The sequence below is a fragment of the Polymorphospora sp. NPDC051019 genome, from assembly GCF_040683055.1.
Lineage (GTDB): Bacteria > Actinomycetota > Actinomycetes > Mycobacteriales > Micromonosporaceae > Polymorphospora > Polymorphospora lycopeni.
In genome coordinates this window covers 127,909-146,739 of the sequence record NZ_JBFBCH010000020.1, presented here as the reverse complement: position 1 = coordinate 146,739, position 18,831 = coordinate 127,909, and the positions used below count along the sequence as shown (strand labels likewise).

14 protein-coding genes and 1 pseudogene are annotated in these 18,831 nt (G+C 65.6%); 10 read left to right on the top strand and 5 right to left on the bottom strand.

What is annotated here, in order from left to right; translation table 11 throughout:
• The 6 genes and pseudogenes from AB0M79_RS28700 to AB0M79_RS28675 form a co-directional block, all read left to right on the top strand.
• Positions 1-3,886: RHS repeat-associated core domain-containing protein (locus AB0M79_RS28700; RefSeq protein WP_364219367.1), on the top strand; the 3,886-nt coding region annotated here is incomplete at its 5' end.
• Positions 3,819-4,100: a putative adhesin gene (locus AB0M79_RS28695; protein ID WP_364219364.1), complete on the top strand. Its 282-nt coding sequence runs from the start codon at positions 3,819-3,821 to the stop codon at positions 4,098-4,100. The genes AB0M79_RS28700 and AB0M79_RS28695, both read left to right, overlap by 68 nt.
• A gap of 362 nt (positions 4,101-4,462) precedes the next feature.
• Positions 4,463-4,993 carry a hypothetical protein gene (locus tag AB0M79_RS28690; protein WP_364219361.1) on the top strand — a complete coding sequence of 177 codons (531 nt, stop codon included), beginning with the start codon at positions 4,463-4,465 and terminating at the stop codon, positions 4,991-4,993.
• 695 nt (positions 4,994-5,688) lie between these two features.
• Positions 5,689-7,185: an IS21 family transposase gene (gene istA, locus AB0M79_RS28685; protein ID WP_364219359.1), complete on the top strand. Its 1,497-nt coding sequence runs from the start codon at positions 5,689-5,691 to the stop codon at positions 7,183-7,185.
• Positions 7,182-7,955, top strand: coding sequence for an IS21-like element helper ATPase IstB (istB, locus tag AB0M79_RS28680; RefSeq protein WP_364219356.1), 774 nt, complete (start codon positions 7,182-7,184; stop codon positions 7,953-7,955). The genes istA and istB overlap by 4 nt, the downstream gene beginning before the upstream one ends.
• A gap of 729 nt (positions 7,956-8,684) precedes the next feature.
• Positions 8,685-9,242, top strand: a pseudogene (locus AB0M79_RS28675) (IS630 family transposase); the annotation flags it as partial.
• Here AB0M79_RS28675 and AB0M79_RS28670 read toward each other — a convergent pair.
• The 3 genes from AB0M79_RS28670 to AB0M79_RS28660 form a co-directional block, all read right to left on the bottom strand.
• Positions 9,148-10,914 (bottom strand): hypothetical protein, encoded by a 1,767-nt coding sequence (locus tag AB0M79_RS28670; RefSeq protein ID WP_364219353.1) that lies wholly within the window; start codon positions 10,912-10,914, stop codon positions 9,148-9,150. The pseudogene AB0M79_RS28675 and the gene AB0M79_RS28670 sit on opposite strands and share 95 nt — an antisense overlap.
• A 175-nt stretch (positions 10,915-11,089) precedes the next feature.
• A complete protein-coding gene (locus AB0M79_RS28665) occupies positions 11,090-12,091 on the bottom strand; it encodes a CU044_5270 family protein (RefSeq protein WP_364219350.1) in 1,002 nt (333 codons plus the stop codon).
• Entirely contained in the window at positions 12,088-12,597 is a 510-nt protein-coding gene (locus tag AB0M79_RS28660) for a sigma-70 family RNA polymerase sigma factor (protein WP_364219347.1), read from the bottom strand. The genes AB0M79_RS28665 and AB0M79_RS28660 overlap by 4 nt, the downstream gene beginning before the upstream one ends.
• Before the next feature lie 311 nt (positions 12,598-12,908).
• On the opposite strand from AB0M79_RS28660, the gene AB0M79_RS28655 reads away from it, so the two are divergent.
• The 3 genes from AB0M79_RS28655 (at position 12,909) to AB0M79_RS28645 (ending at position 14,625) form a co-directional block, all read left to right on the top strand.
• Entirely contained in the window at positions 12,909-13,190 is a 282-nt protein-coding gene (locus AB0M79_RS28655) for a hypothetical protein (protein WP_364219344.1), read from the top strand.
• A gap of 161 nt (positions 13,191-13,351) precedes the next feature.
• On the top strand, positions 13,352-13,915 hold the full coding sequence (locus AB0M79_RS28650) for a transposase (protein WP_364219340.1): 564 nt from the start codon (positions 13,352-13,354) through the stop codon (positions 13,913-13,915).
• Complete coding sequence (locus AB0M79_RS28645) at positions 13,912-14,625, top strand: transposase (RefSeq protein ID WP_364219337.1); 714 nt, start codon at positions 13,912-13,914, stop codon at positions 14,623-14,625. The genes AB0M79_RS28650 and AB0M79_RS28645 overlap by 4 nt, the downstream gene beginning before the upstream one ends.
• Positions 14,626-15,242: 617 nt before the next feature.
• On the opposite strand, the gene AB0M79_RS28640 is transcribed toward AB0M79_RS28645, so the two are convergent.
• A complete protein-coding gene (locus AB0M79_RS28640) occupies positions 15,243-15,596 on the bottom strand; it encodes a signal peptidase I (RefSeq protein ID WP_364219334.1) in 354 nt (117 codons plus the stop codon).
• Positions 15,596-17,530 (bottom strand): helix-turn-helix transcriptional regulator, encoded by a 1,935-nt coding sequence (locus tag AB0M79_RS28635; RefSeq protein WP_364219331.1) that lies wholly within the window; start codon positions 17,528-17,530, stop codon positions 15,596-15,598. Before AB0M79_RS28635 ends, AB0M79_RS28640 begins: the two co-directional genes overlap by 1 nt.
• 451 nt (positions 17,531-17,981) lie before the next feature.
• Here AB0M79_RS28635 and AB0M79_RS28630 point away from each other — a divergent pair, with 451 nt between their 5' ends.
• Positions 17,982-18,815 carry an SAM-dependent methyltransferase gene (locus AB0M79_RS28630; RefSeq protein WP_364219328.1) on the top strand — a complete coding sequence of 278 codons (834 nt, stop codon included), beginning with the start codon at positions 17,982-17,984 and terminating at the stop codon, positions 18,813-18,815.
• The last annotated feature ends 16 nt before the right edge of the window (positions 18,816-18,831 follow it).

Sequence of the window (18,831 nt, the reverse complement as noted above, 5' to 3'; positions counted from 1 at the left end):
CACCGTCCCGGCCAGCCTCGGCACCGAGACCGTCAAGGACGAGGACCAGTTCGCCGGCCAGATCCGCGAGCAGATCGTCTACAACGGCGACACCAACAAGCCGGTCTCCAAGTCGGTGAACGTCCCCTGGATGTCACCGCCGACGGCCAGCCGCACTATCAACAACGACACCGTCACCGCCCGGTACGTCGAAACGCGGGTCACGTACTCCGCGACCGCGCTGGGCGACCACGGCAGCCGTGGCTGGAGGGTCACCCGCGAGGAGTCCTCGTTCGACCCGACCTACGGCAGCCCGATCTGGACCCAGGATGACGGCGACATCGCCGTCACCGGCGACGAGAAGTGCGTCACCCACACCTACAACCGCAACCTGACCAAGAACATCCTCGGCGCCACCAAACTCGTCACGACCAAGGCGTTACCCTGCGCCACCAATCCGACCAGCCCGAACCACATCATCGACGAGGTCCGCACCAGCTACGACGGCGCGGCCAGCCCGGACACCGCCCCCACCGCCGGCGTGGTGACCAAGGTCGAGAAGATGAAGAACTGGTCCGCTGGCTCCGGAACCACCTTCCAGACCGTCAACCAGACCGTCGTCGACGCCTACGGCCGCCCGACCGCGGTGACCGACGCCCGCGGCAACACCGTCACCACCGCCTACACGCCATCGAGCGGCGGCCCGATCACCAAGACCACCCGCACCGAACCCGCCCCCTACAACTGGACGACCAACACCGAGGTCTCCCCGTACTGGGGCTCCACCACCAAGATCACCGACCCCAACAGTCGGATGACCACGGTCGAGTACGACCCGATCGGCCGGACCTCCAACGTGTGGGAACCCGGCTGGTCCAAGGCCACCAACCCCACCAAGCCGTCGTCGAAGTTCACCTACGTCTTCTCGCCGACCCGGTCCGACTACCCCTACGTCAAGACCGAAACCCTCAACGCCTCGGCGAACTACATAGCGTCGTACCAGATCTTCGACGGCCTGCTGCGGCCCCGGCAGACGCAGACGATCAGCGCCAACGACAACGGCCGCGTCGTCACCGACACCATCTGGGACAGCTCCGGAAGAGCGTCCACCAGCTATCCGGAACACTACGAACCGGGCGATCCCTCCGGCGCCCTGTGGTGGGAACCCGAATGGTCCCTGCGCGCGGTCAACAAGACCATCTTCGACAACGCGAACCGCCCCGTCGCGGAGGTCTTCCTCGGCCGTGAAGGCGTCACCAACCTGGTCGAGAAGTGGCGGACCACGACCGCCTACGAAGGCGACCTGACCAAGACGACACCGCCGGACGGGGGAGTGGCCACCACCACGGTCACGGACGCCGACGGGCGCGCCGTCGAGGCACGGCGGCACAACACCGCCGCCGGTGTCGGCGGCACCTACGACCTGACCCGGTACGAGTACAACGCCAAGGACCAACTCGTCAAGATCGTCGGACCGACCGGGAACGAATGGCGCACCACGTACGACATCCAGGGCCGGGTAGTCGAAACCTCCGACCCGGACAAGGGCGTCACCGAGTCGGAGTACAACGACCTCGGCGACCTGGTCAAGACCACCGACGCCCGCGGCGAGGTCCTCGCCTACACCTACGACCAACTCGGCCGCAAGACAGCCGTCTACGACGACGCCGTATCCCCGGCCACGAAACGCGCCGAGTGGAAATACGACCGCCTGTTCACCATGGCCTCGCTGCGTGGCCAGCTGACGGAAACCATCCGGTACGAGCCCGCCGGCTCCACCAACGCCTACAAGTGGCAGCTCCGCCAGGCCAACGCGCGGTACCAGGCCACCGCCGTCCAGTACGTCATCCCCGCTACTGAAACCGGCCTGGACGGCACCTATCTGTTCACCTACGGCTTCGCCGACGCTGATGGCAGCCCCACCCATACAGAGTTCCCACCTGCCGGCACCATCACGCAGGCCGAGAACCTAACCACCGTCTACGACCCGACCAGCGGCCTACCGACCGCACTGCTCTCCAGCGACTTCGGGGTGTACGTCGGTGAGCAGCACTACACCGAGTACGGCGAACCGACCCGCACCGAACGCAGGCCCGGCAACGGAGCCTTCGTCGAGGACATCGTCACCTACGAACCAGACACCCGCCGGGTGAGCGGAACGGTGATCAGGCCGCAACATGGCGGCAAGGTCGTCGACCGCTCCTACGAGTACACCGACGCCGGCACCATCCGCGAGATCGCCGACACCCCGGAAGTCGGCCAGGCCGACACCCAGTGCTTCCGCCGTGACGCACTGACCCGGCTCACCACCGCGTGGACACCGAAGACCGGCATCACCTGCGAACCGAACCCGACCGTCGCCAACCTCGGCGGCCCGGCACCGTACTGGAACTCCTGGACCTACGACGCGACCGGCAACCGCCTCACCCAGGTACAACACACCGCCACCGGCAACAACACCCAGACGTCGGCTTACCCCGCCCAAGGCGCGTCGGCGGTACGACCGCATGCCGTGACCTCGGTGACCCGCAGCGGACCGGCCGGAGCGGGCGTCGACGCCTACAGCTACGACGCCACCGGAAACACCACCAGCCGCCCGGGAGTCTCCTCCGCCCAGACACTCACCTGGAACTCCGAGGGCCGGCTCGCGTCGGTGACTGACGCCGGGGCGACGACCAGCAACGTGTACGACGCCGACGGCGGACGACTGATCCGCCGCGACGCGGCCGGCACCACCCTCTACCTGCCCGGCATGGAACTACGCCGCGAATCCGGCACCACCACCTGCACCCGCTACATCACCTTCGCCGGCCAGACCATCGCCCAACGCACCAGCAACGACCTCGCCGGTCTAACCTGGCTCTACGCCGACCACCAGGGAACCGGCCAGACCGCCATCGCCGCAGAGACGCACGCGGTGACGACCCGCCGAACGACCCCGTACGGCACACCCCGCGGACCGAACCCGACCTGGCCGAACGAGAAGGGCTTCGTCGGTGGTGACATCGACCCCACCGGACTGACCCACCTCGGCGCCCGCGCATACGACCCGGGCCAGGGCCGATTCATCTCCGTCGACCCCGTCTTCGTCCCAGAAGACCCACGCCAGCACCACGGCTACCAGTACGGCGCCAACGACCCGGTCACCCACTCCGACCCCACCGGCCTGAGGCTGGCCTCCGACGGGATGAGCGGCGGCGGCCCACCGCCAGCGAGCACCCCGGAGAAGACGAAAAACCCCAAGCCGAAGAAGTGCAACTGGATCTGCCAAAAGGGCAAGCAGATCAGCGGTGCTGTAGACGCCACCAAGAGTTGGGTCAAGGAGAACAAGGCCGAGATCGCCGGGTTCGTCGTCGGCGCGGTCGTCGGCGTCGGATGCGGCGCCGCGATCGGCTGGACCGGAGTCGGGGCTGTCGCCTGTGGCGCCCTTGCCGGTGCTGCGGGAGCAGCGGTCACCGGTTACATGAACGGCGAACGCGGCCTCGACCTGGTCACCACCACCATCATCGGCGCCGCCACCGGCGCCGTAACCTCCGTCCTCGGCCCCGTCGCAGCCAAAGCCATCGGCGGCGCAGCCAAAGCAGCAGCCGGAGCAATAACCGGAGGCGGCGCCAGAGCCGCAGCCGGAACCGCATCCACCGCCGCCAGCGCCGGCGCCAAGAACGTCGCCTCCACCGCCGGTAGGGCAGCCGGAGGCAAGGGCGCGCCAGCCAAGGCCACAGGAACAAACAGGGGAGGGGACGCCGTACCTGCCCCACCTCGTATGGTGGTACCTGGTGGACGGCCAGACGGTGAAACGGTCTTCGCTGGACACGGGGTGCATAATTTGGCAGACGGAAATGTCACGGTTCCGGAAGGGACTACGGTCGTTGTCTATGCGCCATACTCAAGAATGCTCGATGGATAGTAGGGGCTTCGCCGTCGAGGGCGGCAAGGAATGGGTGAGGGCGATGAAGACCTACTTTTCTGGTGAGAGTATGCCAAACTACACTCTGCTGCCGCCGAGCAATCTGATAATTCGCGCTGGCTCGAAAACCGTGGATACTCCGACGCGACTTAGTGAATTGCTTGTGCCGAATATGGGAACATGTCATTGGGCTGCGTGTAGTGTTGTCCGGTAGTTTGCGGCTGTATGATGGTTGTGATCGAGTGAGAAAGTTCCGTTATGAGATTGAGTAAGGATCCGGAAGTTGTTCGTAGTTGGCTGGGTGAGGTTTGGTCTCGCGCTCGACGGTTAGCGGTTCTCCGAGGCGGAGAAGGGGAGGCTCCACTCTCTGAGCGGGAGATCCTTGCCGAGACTGATGATCGTGAAGTATTGGATCAACTGCGAAGGTGGGCGACGGCGGGTGACTTTGCGGGGGATATGTGTCGCTGCCCGGGTGATATGACACTTGCCTTATATGATGCTGAGGGCGAACTGCTTGGATCCGGATCGGTGCACTCGGGCAGGATTTCGTGGGAGCGGGATCGGTTTCGGGATGACTTGATCCTGTCTGACGCGGTTTCTCTGCAGTTATCTCTCGCAGGGATGGGGGTTATTGGCAGTTCGAAGCGTTTGCTGGGGCAGATGATTTCGGCCCTCAGTTTGGATGAGGGCGAAATCCAGTTCCGGCCTGCAGGAGATATTGATGCGTTGGTGGCGCATCGGGTGCCGAGGGCACTCTTTGTGGAACTGATTCGCATGTCAGGTGACGAGGCGGGAAATGCTGACCGTGCCTCGATTCGTCGAATGTTTAGCCTATTGCGGCAGGCGGAAAATGATTCGACGAAGATTGCGCGTTCTTTGCTGGCTTGGTTGGGCTCCCTAACATGGCCAGCGGAGGCTGTCGCTGGGGAGGGACAGTTGGTTCGTAACCTCTTGGCAGAGCTTGACCCGCAGGTCGTCGTGAATGTCCTGCCAAGGCTTGACGACCCGCAGGAACTGATGGGTGCATTTGTGCTGGCCGCCTTTGCGACTGATGACACCTCCACTTTGAAAGCAATTGGTCCGGCGCTTAACAGCCTGCTGTCTTGAGCTACGGGTCAGGGGAATTAATAGTGCTTGGTTAGGTTGTGCTGTGGTATGGGCGGTTGCAGATGTGGCAGGCGCCGGCCTACGGATCAGAAGGTTAGGGGTTCGAGTCCCTTCGGGCACACAAGATCATGAGGCGCCTGACCTGCGGAAACGTGGGTCGGTGCCTTTGTTGTTTGTCCCTTGTGGGTGGTTGGGTGCTCGGTGGGTGCTCGTGCGACGACCATCCCTCGCGTCCCGGCCCGTCCAGGGGCGGCAAGGCCTGTCCGGGTTGGTTTTGATCATGGTGTCCCCTGTCGGCCTGGAAGCCTGGATAGTGGGACAGCGTTCTGTGGGCGAGGCCCTGCTTTTTCCGGGCCGGGATCGCGGTGCTGGCGTCTTCGTCAGTATCTCTGGCGCGCGGGCACCAAGGCGGGCGGTGCGATGTCCGGCTCCGGTCTCGTGTGGTGGGCCGGAGCCGGGCACCTTTGGTGGAGCCGTGCATTGGTGCCATCGGCCGGAGGGCACCGTGCCAGCGGACACGGCATGCTCCGGGTTGGCGGACAGTTTGGTCCGGGCTGGTGGACATGAGAGTTCCGTGCCCGCGGTCACATGATCTTCCGGAATCGCCTGACTTTTGTCGATGAATGCGGAGGTCCCCTCGGTCGGGGTTGGCTGCTGATTGCTGATCAAGTAGCCGTTCCGTTCCGAGGGGATCCATGACCAAGTCTGACAGGGAGATCGTGGAGATTTTGGAGGCGTTCGACCTGACCCGCTGCGCGCACTCGGCGGCGCGGCTGGTCGGGGTCGATGAGAAGACCGTGACCCGTTATGTGCGGTTGCGGGACGAGGGCCGGGACCCGTTCGTGCGGGCCCGCCGGCCGAAGGCGATCGGCGTGTTCATGCCGAAGATCGAGGAACTGGTCGAGGCGTCGCAGGGGCGTATCCGCGCTGATGTGGTGCATTCCCGGCTGGTGGCGATGGGGTTCACCGGCACCGACCGCAGCACGCGGCGGGCGGTGGCCGAGGCGAAGGCGGCGTGGCGGGCCGGGCATCGGCGGGCGTATCGGCCGTGGGTGCCGGAGCCCGGGATGTGGCTGCAGTTCGACTGGGGTGCCGGTCCGGTGATCGCCGGGCGGCGCACGAGTCTGTTCTGTGCCTGGTTGGCGTGGTCGCGGTTCCGGGTGGTGCTGCCGACCTGGGACCAGACGATGGGCTCGCTGGTCGCGTGTCTGGACGCTGCTCTGCGGCGTATCGGTGGGGCGCCGACGTATGTGCTGACCGACAACGCAAAGACAGTGACGGTGGAGCATGTGGCCGGGGTGGCTGTCCGCCACCCGCAGATCGTGGCCGCGGGTCGGCATTACGGCTGCAAGGTGGAAACGTGTGAGCCGTTCGATCCGGAGTCCAAGGGCGGGGTCGAGGCGACGGTGAAGATCGCCAAGGCGGACCTGGTGCCGACCACGGCCAACCTCGCCGCCGGCTATGCGTCGTTCACCGAACTGGCCGATGCCTGCTTCGACTGGTGCGAACGGGTCAACACCCGGATCCATCGGGAGACCCGGGCCGCGCCGGTGGCCCGGCTGGCCGAGGAACGCCGGCATCTGCACGTGTTGCCCGCCGAGCCGCATGCGATCGCGTTGGGCGAGGAACGGCTTGTCGGTGACGACCAGACGGTGTCGTTCGGGGCGGTGCGCTACTCGACTCCGCCCGGGCATGCCGGGGCGAAGGTGTGGTGCCGGGTCGTCGGCGCCGAGTTGGTCATCGTCGCTGCCACCCATACCGGGTTGGCGGAGATCGCCCGGCACGAGCTGTCCACCCCGGGCAACCCGCGCATCATCGACGCGCACTACCCGACCCATCCGGGCGGGAACCTGCCCCGACCACCGAAACCCCGGGCCAGGACCGCGCAGGAAGTGGCGTTCCTGCAACTGGGCGAAGGCGCCCACCGGTGGCTGATCGAGGCCGGCGCCCACGGCGCGGTCCGGGTCCGGACAAAGATGAACAAGGCCATCGAGTTGGCCGCGGCGCTCGGTGCCGGCCCGGTCGACGAGGCCCTCGGCCTGGCCGCGATCGCCGGCCGGTTCGCCGACGACGACCTGGTGTCGATCCTGGACCACCTGCAACAAGCCGGCACCCCGGGCGACGTCGTCACCATCGACGAGACCCACTCGGTCCAGCCCGGCACCGGCGCATGGGACAGGTTCGGCCAATGACCCGACCGAACCCCGCCGCGATCCCCGACGACCTCGAACGGCTACTACGCCGCATGAGGCTGCCCTACCTGCGCAAAGCCGCACCCGACGTCCTGGCCACCGCCCGCGCACAACGCTGGGACCCCGCCGAGGTCGTCCGGGTCCTGCTCCACGAAGAGGCCGTCGGACGCGACCAGGCCACCCGCCGAATGCGGCGCAAGACCGCGAACTTCCCCACCGGCAAAACCCTCGCATCCTGGCGGCCCGAGCAGTCCTCGATCCCCGACGCCACCCAGAACGCCCTGACCACCCTGGAATGGATCGGTCGACACGAGAACCTCGTCGTGTCCGGACCGTCCGGCACCGGCAAATCCCACTTCGTCGAAGCCCTTGCCCACGCCGCGATCGAGGCCGACCTACGGGTCGCCTGGTTCACCCTGGAAACCCTGACCCAGACCATCACCAAATCCAAGGTCGACGGATCCGTGGCCCGCACCGTCGCCCGGATCTGCGGCTGCGACCTCATCATCATCGACGACATCGGCATGCTCCCCGCCGGCCAAGACGCCGCCGAAGCGTTCTACCGCGTCATCGACGCCGCCTACGAACGCCGCTCCATCGCCGTGACCAGCAACATCCACCCATCCGGATTCGACACCATCATGCCCAAGACCCTCGCCACCGCGACCGTCGACCGGCTCCTACACCACGCCCACCTCGTCCTCACCAAAGGCGACAGCCACCGCCTCGCCGAAGCCCTCGCCGGCAAAGGAGTGATTCCCTTGAACTAACCCACCACCGGAAGACATGCGTCCGCGGACCCGGAGAAATCCTGTCCGCGGACCCGGCGGCCAACTGTCCGCCCACCCCGAGCACTACATGACCGTTGACACACCGACCGCCTGTCAAGATCGACCACGCCCTAGAAGCGATCGGGGCGGCCTGTCCGCCCAGTCTGTTCCGGTGGACGACAGCCGCGGATAGGTTGCTGTGCGGCGGTTACCGTGTTCGACGCCCGCGACCGGCTCCAGTCGGCCTGCTGTCCGGGTCCGATCAACCTCGTGTGGCGGTTACCGGGGCGTATCCAGCAACGGTGTTGCTCGTTGAGCCGATGAAGCCGGTGGTGGGTTCGAGGGGGAGCCGCGTGGCAGACGACGAACGGGCAGACGGCACTCAGCCGCATAACGCCCCACGCATGCGCTCCGCTGCTGCCACCGGCAACGCCCGTCCCCACCGGGTTACAACACCGCCGGATCGGCTACGCGGCAACCGAGCCTCGGATCGCAGCAAAGCGAGCCAATAGGCAGGGGGGCGGTGGTGGTGACGGAGGAAACCTCCGCATGGAAGCTCCGTTCATGGGCCCACTCGAAGAGGCCCCGGCAGCGCCGCCTTCTGGACCCCGGGCCGAGATGCAGTCGGAATCGTGCTGCAGCACCATGTCACCCGTCGATCGCATGGATGTCGGTTCGCTAGTGTCCTGCGCCAGAAGTTCGCCTGATAAGTGGGTGTAAGCTGCGGGGGTGCCGAGAACCGGGCGTCCGACTCCGCCGTTGACGCTGACGGACGAAGAGCGCGCGACGTTGACGCGTTGGTCACGGCGGGCGAAGTCGTCGCAGGTGTTGGCGATGCGTTCACGGATCGTCCTGGCGTGCGCCGAGGGCGCCTCGAACGTCGACGTGGCGACGGAACTGGGCGTCCATCTGTCCACTGTGGGTAAGTGGCGGCGGCGGTTCCTGAAGCTGCGGCTGGACGGCCTGATCGACGAGCAGCGGCCGGGCCGCCCGCCCTCGATCGGCCTGGACCGGGTCGAGGACGTCGTGGTGGCGACCCTGGAACGGACTCCCCGCAACGCCACTCACTGGTCCCGGGCCTCGATGGCGCAGCGGTCCGGGCTGTCGAAGTCGACGATCGGGCGGATCTGGCGGGACTTCGGCCTCAAACCCCACCGGGCCGACACGTTCAAGCTGTCCACCGATCCACAGTTCATCGAGAAGGTCGTCGACGTCGTCGGCCTGTACCACAATCCGCCCGAACGGGCCGTGGTCCTGTGCGTGGACGAGAAATCCCAGATCCAGGCGTTCTGCCCAGGCCGCAGCGGTGCGCGACGTCCAGCGCGTCGGTCAACTCGCCGGCACGAGCCAGTGCCATGGCGACCCGGCCAGCCACCCGCTGGGCGCTTTCCGCGTCTGGCGCCACGTCGAGCATGGCGGCGAGCAGACTGGAGTCGCCGGCCCGCTCAGCGAAGCAGGCTACGGCGACGACCACATGACGCTGGCTCTTGGCGGGCAGCGCCGCCACCGCGTCCGGGACGACGGTGCGCGCCTCGGCGTCGAAGGCCGGTAGCAGCCGCTCGACAGCGCTCCAGTAACCGTCCAGGCAGACGCCGGTCACCAGGCGGGTGAACAGCTCACGATCCCGTGCCAACAGTCCGGTGCGGACGGCCTGGCGGATCAACACCCGGCACAACTGCATGTCGGGCTGACCGGTGACGGCCTGCGCGTACACCGGGTCGAGCGCCGTAACGTCCCCGGCTTCGACAAGCGTGGCGCCGAGTGCGACATCGGCGAGCCGCAGCCATGACCGCACCTTCAGGCGTGCCCGCAGCCGGGGCGCATCCACATTGACGATCTCTGCGCGTAGCTGCTCGTCAGCCAGGGTGTACGCGAGTGGCACCACGTCCGCGACGACGGCGGCAAGCTCCTGCGGGATGACCCGTGGATCGGCCAACACGTCCAGCACGACGCGGAGCCGCTCCCGGGTTGCCGCCTCACGCCGGCCGTCAAGCCACCGCAACACCTCACGGGCCAGCGGGGCCGGCCCGTACCCCGAGATGCGGCAGTCCCGCATGCGGCCCAGGACGGCAAGCGCATCGTCGACCCGGTCCAGCGCCAGAAACAGCCGGGCAAGCCGGTGCTGGTAGACCATCTGGGTGTCGCGGCCACGGCCCCCCTTCGGGCACTTCCGGAACGCAACCACGAGCGCCTGTGCCCGCGCCGTCGGAAGTCCGGGGATCGCGAGTGTCAGTAGCGCGCGTTGCTGCTGGTTCGGACCGAGCCGGGTCGCCAGCGTAAGCGCGTCGTCGAATCGGTCCGCCGTGAGGAACGCGGCGACGAGACGCTCACCGTCGACATCCTCGATGGTTCCGCAGCGCCGGTCAGCCTCTGCGAGGCCGAGGGGCCCCAACAGCGCGGCTGCCGCAGCGAGACGGGGATAGTCGTCCGTGCTCAGCAACGCCGACCATCGGTCAAGCTGCTCAGGCCTGCCTACGTGCGCCTCGGCCAGCGCCGCGAACACCGCCGAGATCCGCGCGACCCGATGGCGGGCCCAGGTACGCTCCTCGTTCGGCCTTACCGACAGCACGGCCCGGAGCAGCTTCTCCTCCGCGTCCGGGCTGCCGGCCACCAGTCGCGCCAGCGTCCCGGCGACCGCGTGCTCGGGGTCGTTGCGTCCACTGACGAACGGACGGTACGGGTGCTCGCCGTCGAGAACGGCGGTCGCAACCCGCACAGCCTGATCGCCGGTGAGGATTCGGGGCGCCGCCGTGGCGAACTCCTCCGGCAGCCAGCCGTTCAGGCACGCCATCAGCTCATCGGCCGCACCGGCGTGGTCGCCGCCGTCGAACCGGGCCAACGCCCATGCGACCCGAGCGTCGGGGCTCACCTTCCACACCGGCGGCACCGCGTCGAAGCGGGCAAGCGCGGCGCGGGCACACTCGGCGAGATCGGTGAAGGTGCTCACGTCGACTGACACGCACCGACCCTAACGGTGCCGTCGGAGTCCAGCCCGACCGCCGGGGCGTCCTCGGGCAGAAGCCGGGCGAGGAGGCATCATGAAACCCGGCGCCGTCAGGATCAAGGGCGGCGCCGGGCCTCAGGTATGGCGGCGGGCCTCGAAGTGGGCGCTGCCGCTGAAGCACTGCGTCTTGTCAGCCGAGTCGGTCCGTGTACGCGCGTTCGATGTAGACAGTGGACCAGACCACGTTGCCGGCGGTGGTGGCGTTCCCGCTGCTGGCCAGCAACTCACCGGTGCGTGCGTCGAAGAGCAGGTACTCACGGCCTTGGTCGCCGGGGGAGGGCTGAGGACCGCGGCCACGGTCGGCCGAGACCGCGATGCCGGTACGCCCTTCGGGATCAGTCTGTTCGCCACGGCATGTCACGCCCTCGGTCGAGGCGAGGAAGCGCAGTACGGCGGCGCGGTGCTCGAGGTCCAGGACTCGTTGGCGATTGAGGTCCGCTACGCCCACGAGCGCCTGCGACGGGCCGTTCTCACGCGGCTGGTACAGGGCTCGGTCCATCGCCACCGGATCCGCGGCCGGCAGCGTGGGCAACGGGAGCTCCCCGGGGCGTAGTTCCTTCGTTTCGGTACCCGCTGTCGGCAGCATTTGAGGTCGTTGTGCGAAGAAGTCCCGCGATGCTTCGTCCGGATATTCCGGCGCTTCGCGGACTACACGTATGCGTCCCGAACCATCGTCGGCGAGCCACCGCGCCGTCTCCTGGCTGTGCAGGGCGACCGCCATGCCGGTGGTCCCACCCGTCATCTGAACCGACCTTCCGCTCGACTGCGTCATTCGCAGGTACTCGTACCGCCCGCTTCCCCCGTCGTACGACGTGCTCTGTAGCTGGTCGACGACGGGTGTCAGGCAGGATGCCGATCCCGCGATGGAACCCGGCACGAGGTTCGGCTCGGCCGTTCCTGTCGGGCCAGAAAAGGTTTGCACGGCAACGATCGTCGTCGCGGCGACGACGACAACGGCAAAGGCGCCGACAGGCACGAGCCGCGAGGCCCGCCGTCGTGGCGGTTCGGCTGAAGTGAGGGAGGTGACGTCGTTGCCGGCGCGGTCGAGGAGCGCCTCAACATCACCTTGGTCCACGTGAACCCCACGCGCCGGGTCAGCCGATTCCAGAAGTTCCCGTATCCGCTTGCTCATCGCGCTCCTCCTAGCTGGCTATGGACCGAGGGCGTCTGCTCGGGCCGGTCACGTAACAGATCGGCGAGCCGACGCCGGGCCCGGTGCAACCGCACCTTGGCCGTGGCCACGCCACAGCCCAGAACCATCGCCGCCTCGCCCACTGAAAGCTGCTCCCAGCCCACCAACCGAAGAATCTCCTGATCATCTTCGGATAGGCGGCCAAGCATCGCGCGCACATCCATCAGCCGCACGATGCCGTCATGGCGGTCCAAGCCGACAACCTCCGTCAGCTCCACCGACGAGGGCACTGCCCGCTGCGTCCGCCAGTGGTTCGCCAGCAGGCGACGAGCGACCCCGTACAGCCACGGCAAGGTTCGCGCCGGCACCTCCCACCGACGCCGCCACGCCACCAGGAACACCTCCTGGGCGAGTTCCTCTGCCACACCCATGCCGTCGAGCCGGCGCAGACCGTAACGGACGACGTCCGGATAGTGCCGCGCGTAGATCTCGCGGAACCAGTCCATCCCTCGGTCCTTGACGTCCCTCATATCCCTACTTGTGTCAGCCAAGCGCAGAAGGTTACAGAGCCGGAACGACAAGTTGGCGGCTCGACCCCCTCTCTGTCAGCCTGATGTGAGACACCGGATCTACTCCGTACTCTGAGTAGGGCGAGATGCAGGATGAGCTGCGTTGACGATGACAGTTGCTGACCTCGGGGTCGGCGTGACCGATGATGGGTCGATGGGTCCGAGGTCGAACCAGCCGAAGCGCCGTACGTTCACCGCCGAGGACAAGCTGGCGATGGTCGCCGAGTACGACGCGGTGGCCGAGCCGGGTGCCAAGGGTGCTGCTGCGCCGGGAGGGCATGTACTCCTCACACATCGTGGAGTGGCGGCGGGCCCGCGACGCCGGAGCCCTGGCGGGAGTGGGTGACAAGCCGCGTAGGCCGGCCCGCGGCGACGCCGACCGGGAAGCCGAACGGCTGCGGGTGGAGAACGAGCGTCTACGTACCGAGCTGGCCAGGACCCGGGCAGCGCTGGACGTCGTGGGAAAAGTTCCTTCGCTGCTCTTTGAGCGGGCCCGTTCCGGGCTGAAAATGATCACGGTCGCTCGCTGACGCCGTGTGCGCTTGGTCCTCGAGGCCGTGGAAAAGTCGGGTGTGGGGAGCTGCGTCATGGGCCCTTCAATGTTGCTTCGAGCACGCGGATCAGCTTCGCTTTCGTCTCCAGCAGCTCCCGCGGGCGGCCGCCCTGTGACCGTTCGGGTGGAAGGACCGGCGTGCTGGAGTCGAGTCAGGACAATGAGGAGATCATCGAGCGGATCGCGGCGCTCGACATCGGCAAGGCCGAGTTGGTGTGTTGCGTGCGGATCCCCGGCCAAGGGCCTGGAGGCCGGCGGCGGCAGGAGGTGTCGACCTACTCCACGATGACCCGGTCGTTGCTGACGATGGCCGACCGGCTCCGGGAACTGGGCGTCACCCGGGTCGTGATGGAGTCGACCTCGGACTACTGGAAACCCGTGTTCTACCTGCTCGAAGCAGCCGGCTTCGACACATGGCTGGTCAATGCCAAGGACGTCAAGCATCTGCCTGGACGTCCGAAGACCGACCGGCTCGACGCGGTCTGGCTGTGCAAGGTCGCCGAACGGCAGATGATCCGGCCGAGTTTCATCCCACCGCCGCCGATCCGTGAGTTGCGGGACCTGACCCGGTACCGGGTCGATCTGATCGCCGCCCGGACCGCCGAACGTAGCCGGGTCGAGAAGCTACTGGAGGACGCCCAGATCAAGTTGAGCGTGGTGGCCTGGCCAGCGACATCTTCGGAACCTCCGGACGGGACATGATGGCCGCGCTGATCGCCGGACAGCGCGACCCGAAGGTGCTGGCGCAGATGGCCCGCAGCCGGCTGCGCACGAAGATCACCCAACTGGAGGACGCGTTCGTCGGCAGGTTCAGTGAGCACCACGGGTTCCTGCTGGCCAAGATGCTGTCCCGCGTCGACGCGATCACCGCGGACATCGCCGAGGTGAACCAACGCATCGAACAACAGATCGGCCCGTTCGGTGAAGCAGCGCATCGTCTGGACGAGATCCCCGGCGTCGGTCCGGCCACCGCTCACGTGATCATCGCCGAGGTCGGCGTCGACATGAGCCGGTTCCCCACACCCGCTCACCTCGCCTCATGGGCGCGGTTCGCTCCCGGGGTCAAGGAATCGGCCGGCAAGAGCAAAGGCTCCGGTTCGACCGGTCACGGCAACTCCTACCTGGCCAGGGTCCTGGGCGAGGCTGCGGTCGCCGCCGGCAAGACCGACACCTTCCTCGGCGAACGCTACCGGCGCATCGCCCGACGCCGCGGCAACCGACGCGCCATCGTCGCCGTCGGCCGCTCCATCCTGACCATCGTCTGGCACCTGCTCAACGACCCGGCAACCCGCTTCAACGACATCGGCTCCGACTTCTACGACACCCGCGTCAACCCCGAACGCCGCAAACGCAACCACATCCGCCAACTCGAAGCCCTCGGCTACACCGTCACCCTCGCCCCAGCCACGTGACCCCACCCGGATCAAGAACCCGTCCCGGCTCCGCCGGGACGCTGCCGCCTGCCCACTCACCATCCATTTTCGGATCAGCGCGCAGAGCGTTGCGACGGATTCCGGTCGATCGCTCAGGAGTCGGTCGAGCAGTTCGTGACTAATCCCGCACCCTCGCCATTCCTTCAACAGGACGAGTTCAATGACGGCGAACTTCGGCGCAGCATGGATTCCGGAAGGCGGCGGGACGCCTGGCTTGGCTGTTTGTTCTCGTATGGAATGCGGCAGCGGCGAACAGGGAGCCGGAGTTGTATGGTGGTTCGGCGTACACGGCCTGGTAAACGTTGGCAAGATCCTCGAATATCTCCAGTGCGGCCGAACCGTCAGCGGTGGTGAATGTTGCCGACCTAGACAACGGCTACCTCGATCGCGTTGTGGATGGCGCTCGTAAACTTCGCGTAGGCGGTCTGAGCGGCGGTGTTGTCCTTACGGACCGAGTGCCGCAGTAACGTAGCCGCGGCTACGGTGGGACATGTAGGACGCTGTTTTCCTGCTTTGGAAGTAGTGCGACGCTCTGCGTACGTAAGCGGCCCGATCAAACGATCGTCGAACTGACGACAATCTGGTGGGATCCTCGCTTAACTCGGCAACGATGGCCAGCGGACCGTAAGCACGGTTGAATTCTCCTCTGCGAACCATGTGTGTTCTATTCCTGGTCCCCAGATGGCATAGTCGCCGTGGTGTTCGAGGTTGATCGTTCCCACAGAAAGGTTAACGCGGAATCGCCCATTGATCAGAAGTATCAAGGTTGTCCGCTTCTCGCCGGATGTCCATTCTGGCCGACTTTCGCCTGCGGCGTGAATGCCCCACTTCACTTCGACATCGGCGGTGGATCGGATGTCCGCCGAAGGGGAAATAAAGTGCCCGAGGAGCCATCCGCGTTGCTTCAAGGCGTCCTCGCCGGCGTTGCCAATGTGCCATTTGTTTTCCATTACAATCCCAACTTGATTCTCGGAAGGTCGGTGGCATGCTTGCTGCCTGCCACTTCGAGCCGCCTCAGTCCTCGCGCGAGGGCGAATAGGCCCTCATTGCTCCAGGCTGGATCTTGAGTTAGTTCAATGAGAGCCTGGCGGTCGAGGCTGGAGTATCGCCGAAGGCTATCGGATTCCCAGTTTGCTTCGATGTAGCCCCCAAATTCCCTCCACCAGGCTTCATCCTCAATTAGTATGAGGGTTGCTATTTCAAAGTTCCCGCTGACGAGATTGAAGCCAAAGCCGGTAACCTCCATCCTCCATATCGTGGGTTCATCAGCGCGATCCATGAGCCATCGCATGGGTGGAGATAGTCGAGTGGGGTGTAACGGATCGGCCTGTCTAGCATGGGTACTCGTGGAATCTACCTCGGGTCGTCCGAACAGTTCTTCTTCGAGTTCTCGATACAAGGTTGATGAAATCTGCGCATCGTCGCTGAACTCGCGTAGTGGTTCATGGAACGATTTTGGTATGACCGCGAGTCGTCCGGCGGCGTTGAGAACGCGCCCGGATCGCTCTTGGATCAGTAAGACGTAGTCGCCCGATGGTCGACCCTTGGACGCAGGGCGAGCTGCTGCGAACAGTGCTAAGATTCCGCCGCAACAAAGCCTATCGCCCGGGTTTACTACTGTGTCGATGTTCGGGAGATAGCGGTCGCGTAGTGGCGTGATCTCAGGCTGCTGATTCGACGCTAGCGTGTCAAGTAGTTCTTTCTCGAGCAAATCCATTGTCAGTGCATAGTCGAAGAAGTCGGTCAGTGCGACATTGGCGGTGAGGTTTGTGGGAGAGATGTTGATGTCGAGGAGGCGATAGAGTGGTGTGTTTATTACCCTGGTCCCCACGGCGGCAGATTCTGCAATGCGTGCGATGGCGGCTTCGATGCATATCCCGTCGGCGAATGGCTGAGGTGCCTGGGCGTTCCATCGAAGTTGCAAGTTGTCCCGGCCGATCCCCAAGGGCAGTTCTAGGTCAAGCCAGTCCGGCCTCGTGAGAATACTTGTAAATATCTTTTCTGTCGCAACATCTGCCGCATAGATATTGTAGGTGCCGCTTGTGATCCTGTAATAGGAAGTCAATGCGTCGGCAACCTCTCGCTGGCTTACGCGGCTTCGGCGATGCGCCCCGTCTTCGATTTGAGTCAGATTAAGGCGCGTAAGGTGTGCGAAGACTTTGTTGCGAGTAGTGCCGGCCCGAGATCCGGTGCGTTCGTCGAGCCATAGTGTCGCCTGTTCTGTCTCCGTCGATGTCGTAACTCTACTTTCCCCTTCGTGTCGGTCTAGTTGACGCGATAAGGAGGAAGGGGCTGTGATAGTCGCGTCGGCGCCGAGCGCCTGTATGGAGGGCGCAGGGGGCCAAGGTTGACGAAGGTCCTCGTAGGAGTGGCCAAATTTTGCCTCGAGTACACGCCTGGTCCTCGGGTGCACATCGATCTCGGCACCGACGCGCGTTAGGCGGCTGAGGTGGCGAGCGCTCATCCTGAGGTCGTTGGCTGCCTCCTCGATTGTCTGCTGATACCGGGTCCGGATCAGGTGACCGAGGAGGTTCCGCTGAGAGGGCTGTTGCGCCGTCGGGCTGGAGGGAGTAGCTACCTCCGGCTCGAACTTCTGGGTATGAAGGCCGAGAGCCGTGCGGCCGTGGCCGGGGATGCGGAAGCCAACCGCGATCCGTTGGATGACGTCGAGAGACTGTGGCCGGTGCCTGCCGGCCATGATCTTGCTGACGGTTGCCTGGGTTAGCCCGCAAGCCCTGCCGATGGTGGTCTGGGAGGCCCTGGTGTAGCGAGCAACGAGCCGGAATATGTGCTGAAAGTCCCGGTTGCGGAGGGCGTCGGTGGCCTCGGTGGTTGACCAGAGGTGATCAGGTACCGGAAGCGGGGCAGGGGGGCGGGCGTTCACGACAACTCTCCCTGGTTGGGGATGTGCGCAGTGATCGTTTTATATCAGGTGTGTATAACGATCATCGAGCCAGCGTCATCAGGGTGGCGCCGGGGAGTGGGGCGGCGGGTCCGGCAAGCCGAAGTGGATCAGTTGGTGGACGCGTGCCTCGGCCAGCCGCGCGATCGTTTGCGGCGACGACTGCACCAGTAGGCAGGTATCTGTCGGCTGTAGTGGCCACGTGGTGGGTCTGGACCTGGTCTGGCGAGCCGTTGGGGCGAGTCACGGCTTTCGTAGTAAGAGAATTTTGTCAGCCAAAAGGGCCATGAATGGCAATGCAAAGCCCTGGACCTATATCGCGCGCTGCAACCAAGGTGATCGCAGCTAGTCGGGATGCCGCGGGCTCGGGTCAGATGTGACGGAAACCTCTGCCGCGCCGGAGCGTGCGCTTGATGCGGATGAGGAGCTGCTTATGGACGCACCCGAGGTCAAAGGTGAGTCTCAAGGTGGTGTCGATGTTGATCATGCGAGCGCAGCGCGGGTGTATGACGTGCTGCTTGGTGGGTCGGCGAATTTCGAGGTTGATCGGGTGTTGGCGGATCGGATGCTGGCGGCGGAGCCGCAGGCTGCTCGTTATGCCCGGGCGAATCGGGCTTTTCTTCGTCGGGCGGTCGGCGCTCTGCTGGATGAGGGGATCGACCAGTTTGTTGATCTTGGTTCGGGTTTGCCAACGGTGGGGAACGTGCACGAGATCGTGCACGCCGTCAACCCTGACGGGCGCGTCGTCTACGTCGATGTGGATCCGGTCGCGGTTGCCTTCAGTCAGCAGCTCCTGGCCGGGGATGAGCGGGCTTCGGTGGTTCAGGCCGACGTTCGTGACGTGGAGGCGATCCTGGAGGACCCCGCCACGCGTCGGTTGATTGACTTCGATCGTCCGGTGGGGATCGTGGCGGCGGCGGTGTTCCACTTCGTGGAGGAGGACCCGGCGGTGATCCTCGACCGGTTCCGGGCGGCGATCGTGCCTGGCAGTTACCTGGCGTTGTCCCATCTGACGACGCCCGCGCAGATGTCGCGGCAGGCGGTCGGGGTGGTGCGGCGGTATCGGGAGTCGACCGGGTCGCCGTTGACGTTCCGCACCCGTGAACAGGTGGTCGACCTGTTCGAGGGGTGGGCGCTGCTGCCGCCGCGGGTGGTGCCGGTGGATGAGTGGTGGCCGGAGCCGTCCGACCTTGAGGAAGCCGCGGATGTGGGGTCGGTGCCGATCTGGGCGGGGATGGGGCGGCTTACGTCGCCCGTGCGTGCGTGACAGCTATGTCGGGGGG

What these genes read in the sequence shown, in the direction of transcription:
- AB0M79_RS28695 (WP_364219364.1), top strand. Translation starts at nt 3,819, where the DNA reads ATGTCACGGTTCCGGAAGGGACTACGGTCGTTGTCTATGCGCCATACT.
- istA (WP_364219359.1), top strand. Translation starts at nt 5,689, where the DNA reads ATGACCAAGTCTGACAGGGAGATCGTGGAGATTTTGGAGGCGTTCGAC.
- istB (WP_364219356.1), top strand. Translation starts at nt 7,182, where the DNA reads ATGACCCGACCGAACCCCGCCGCGATCCCCGACGACCTCGAACGGCTA.
- AB0M79_RS28665 (WP_364219350.1), bottom strand. Translation starts at nt 12,091, where the DNA reads ATGAGCAAGCGGATACGGGAACTTCTGGAATCGGCTGACCCGGCGCGT.
- AB0M79_RS28660 (WP_364219347.1), bottom strand. Translation starts at nt 12,597, where the DNA reads ATGGACTGGTTCCGCGAGATCTACGCGCGGCACTATCCGGACGTCGTC.
- AB0M79_RS28645 (WP_364219337.1), top strand. Translation starts at nt 13,912, where the DNA reads ATGATGGCCGCGCTGATCGCCGGACAGCGCGACCCGAAGGTGCTGGCG.
- AB0M79_RS28640 (WP_364219334.1), bottom strand. Translation starts at nt 15,596, where the DNA reads ATGGAAAACAAATGGCACATTGGCAACGCCGGCGAGGACGCCTTGAAG.
- AB0M79_RS28630 (WP_364219328.1), top strand. Translation starts at nt 17,982, where the DNA reads ATGGACGCACCCGAGGTCAAAGGTGAGTCTCAAGGTGGTGTCGATGTT.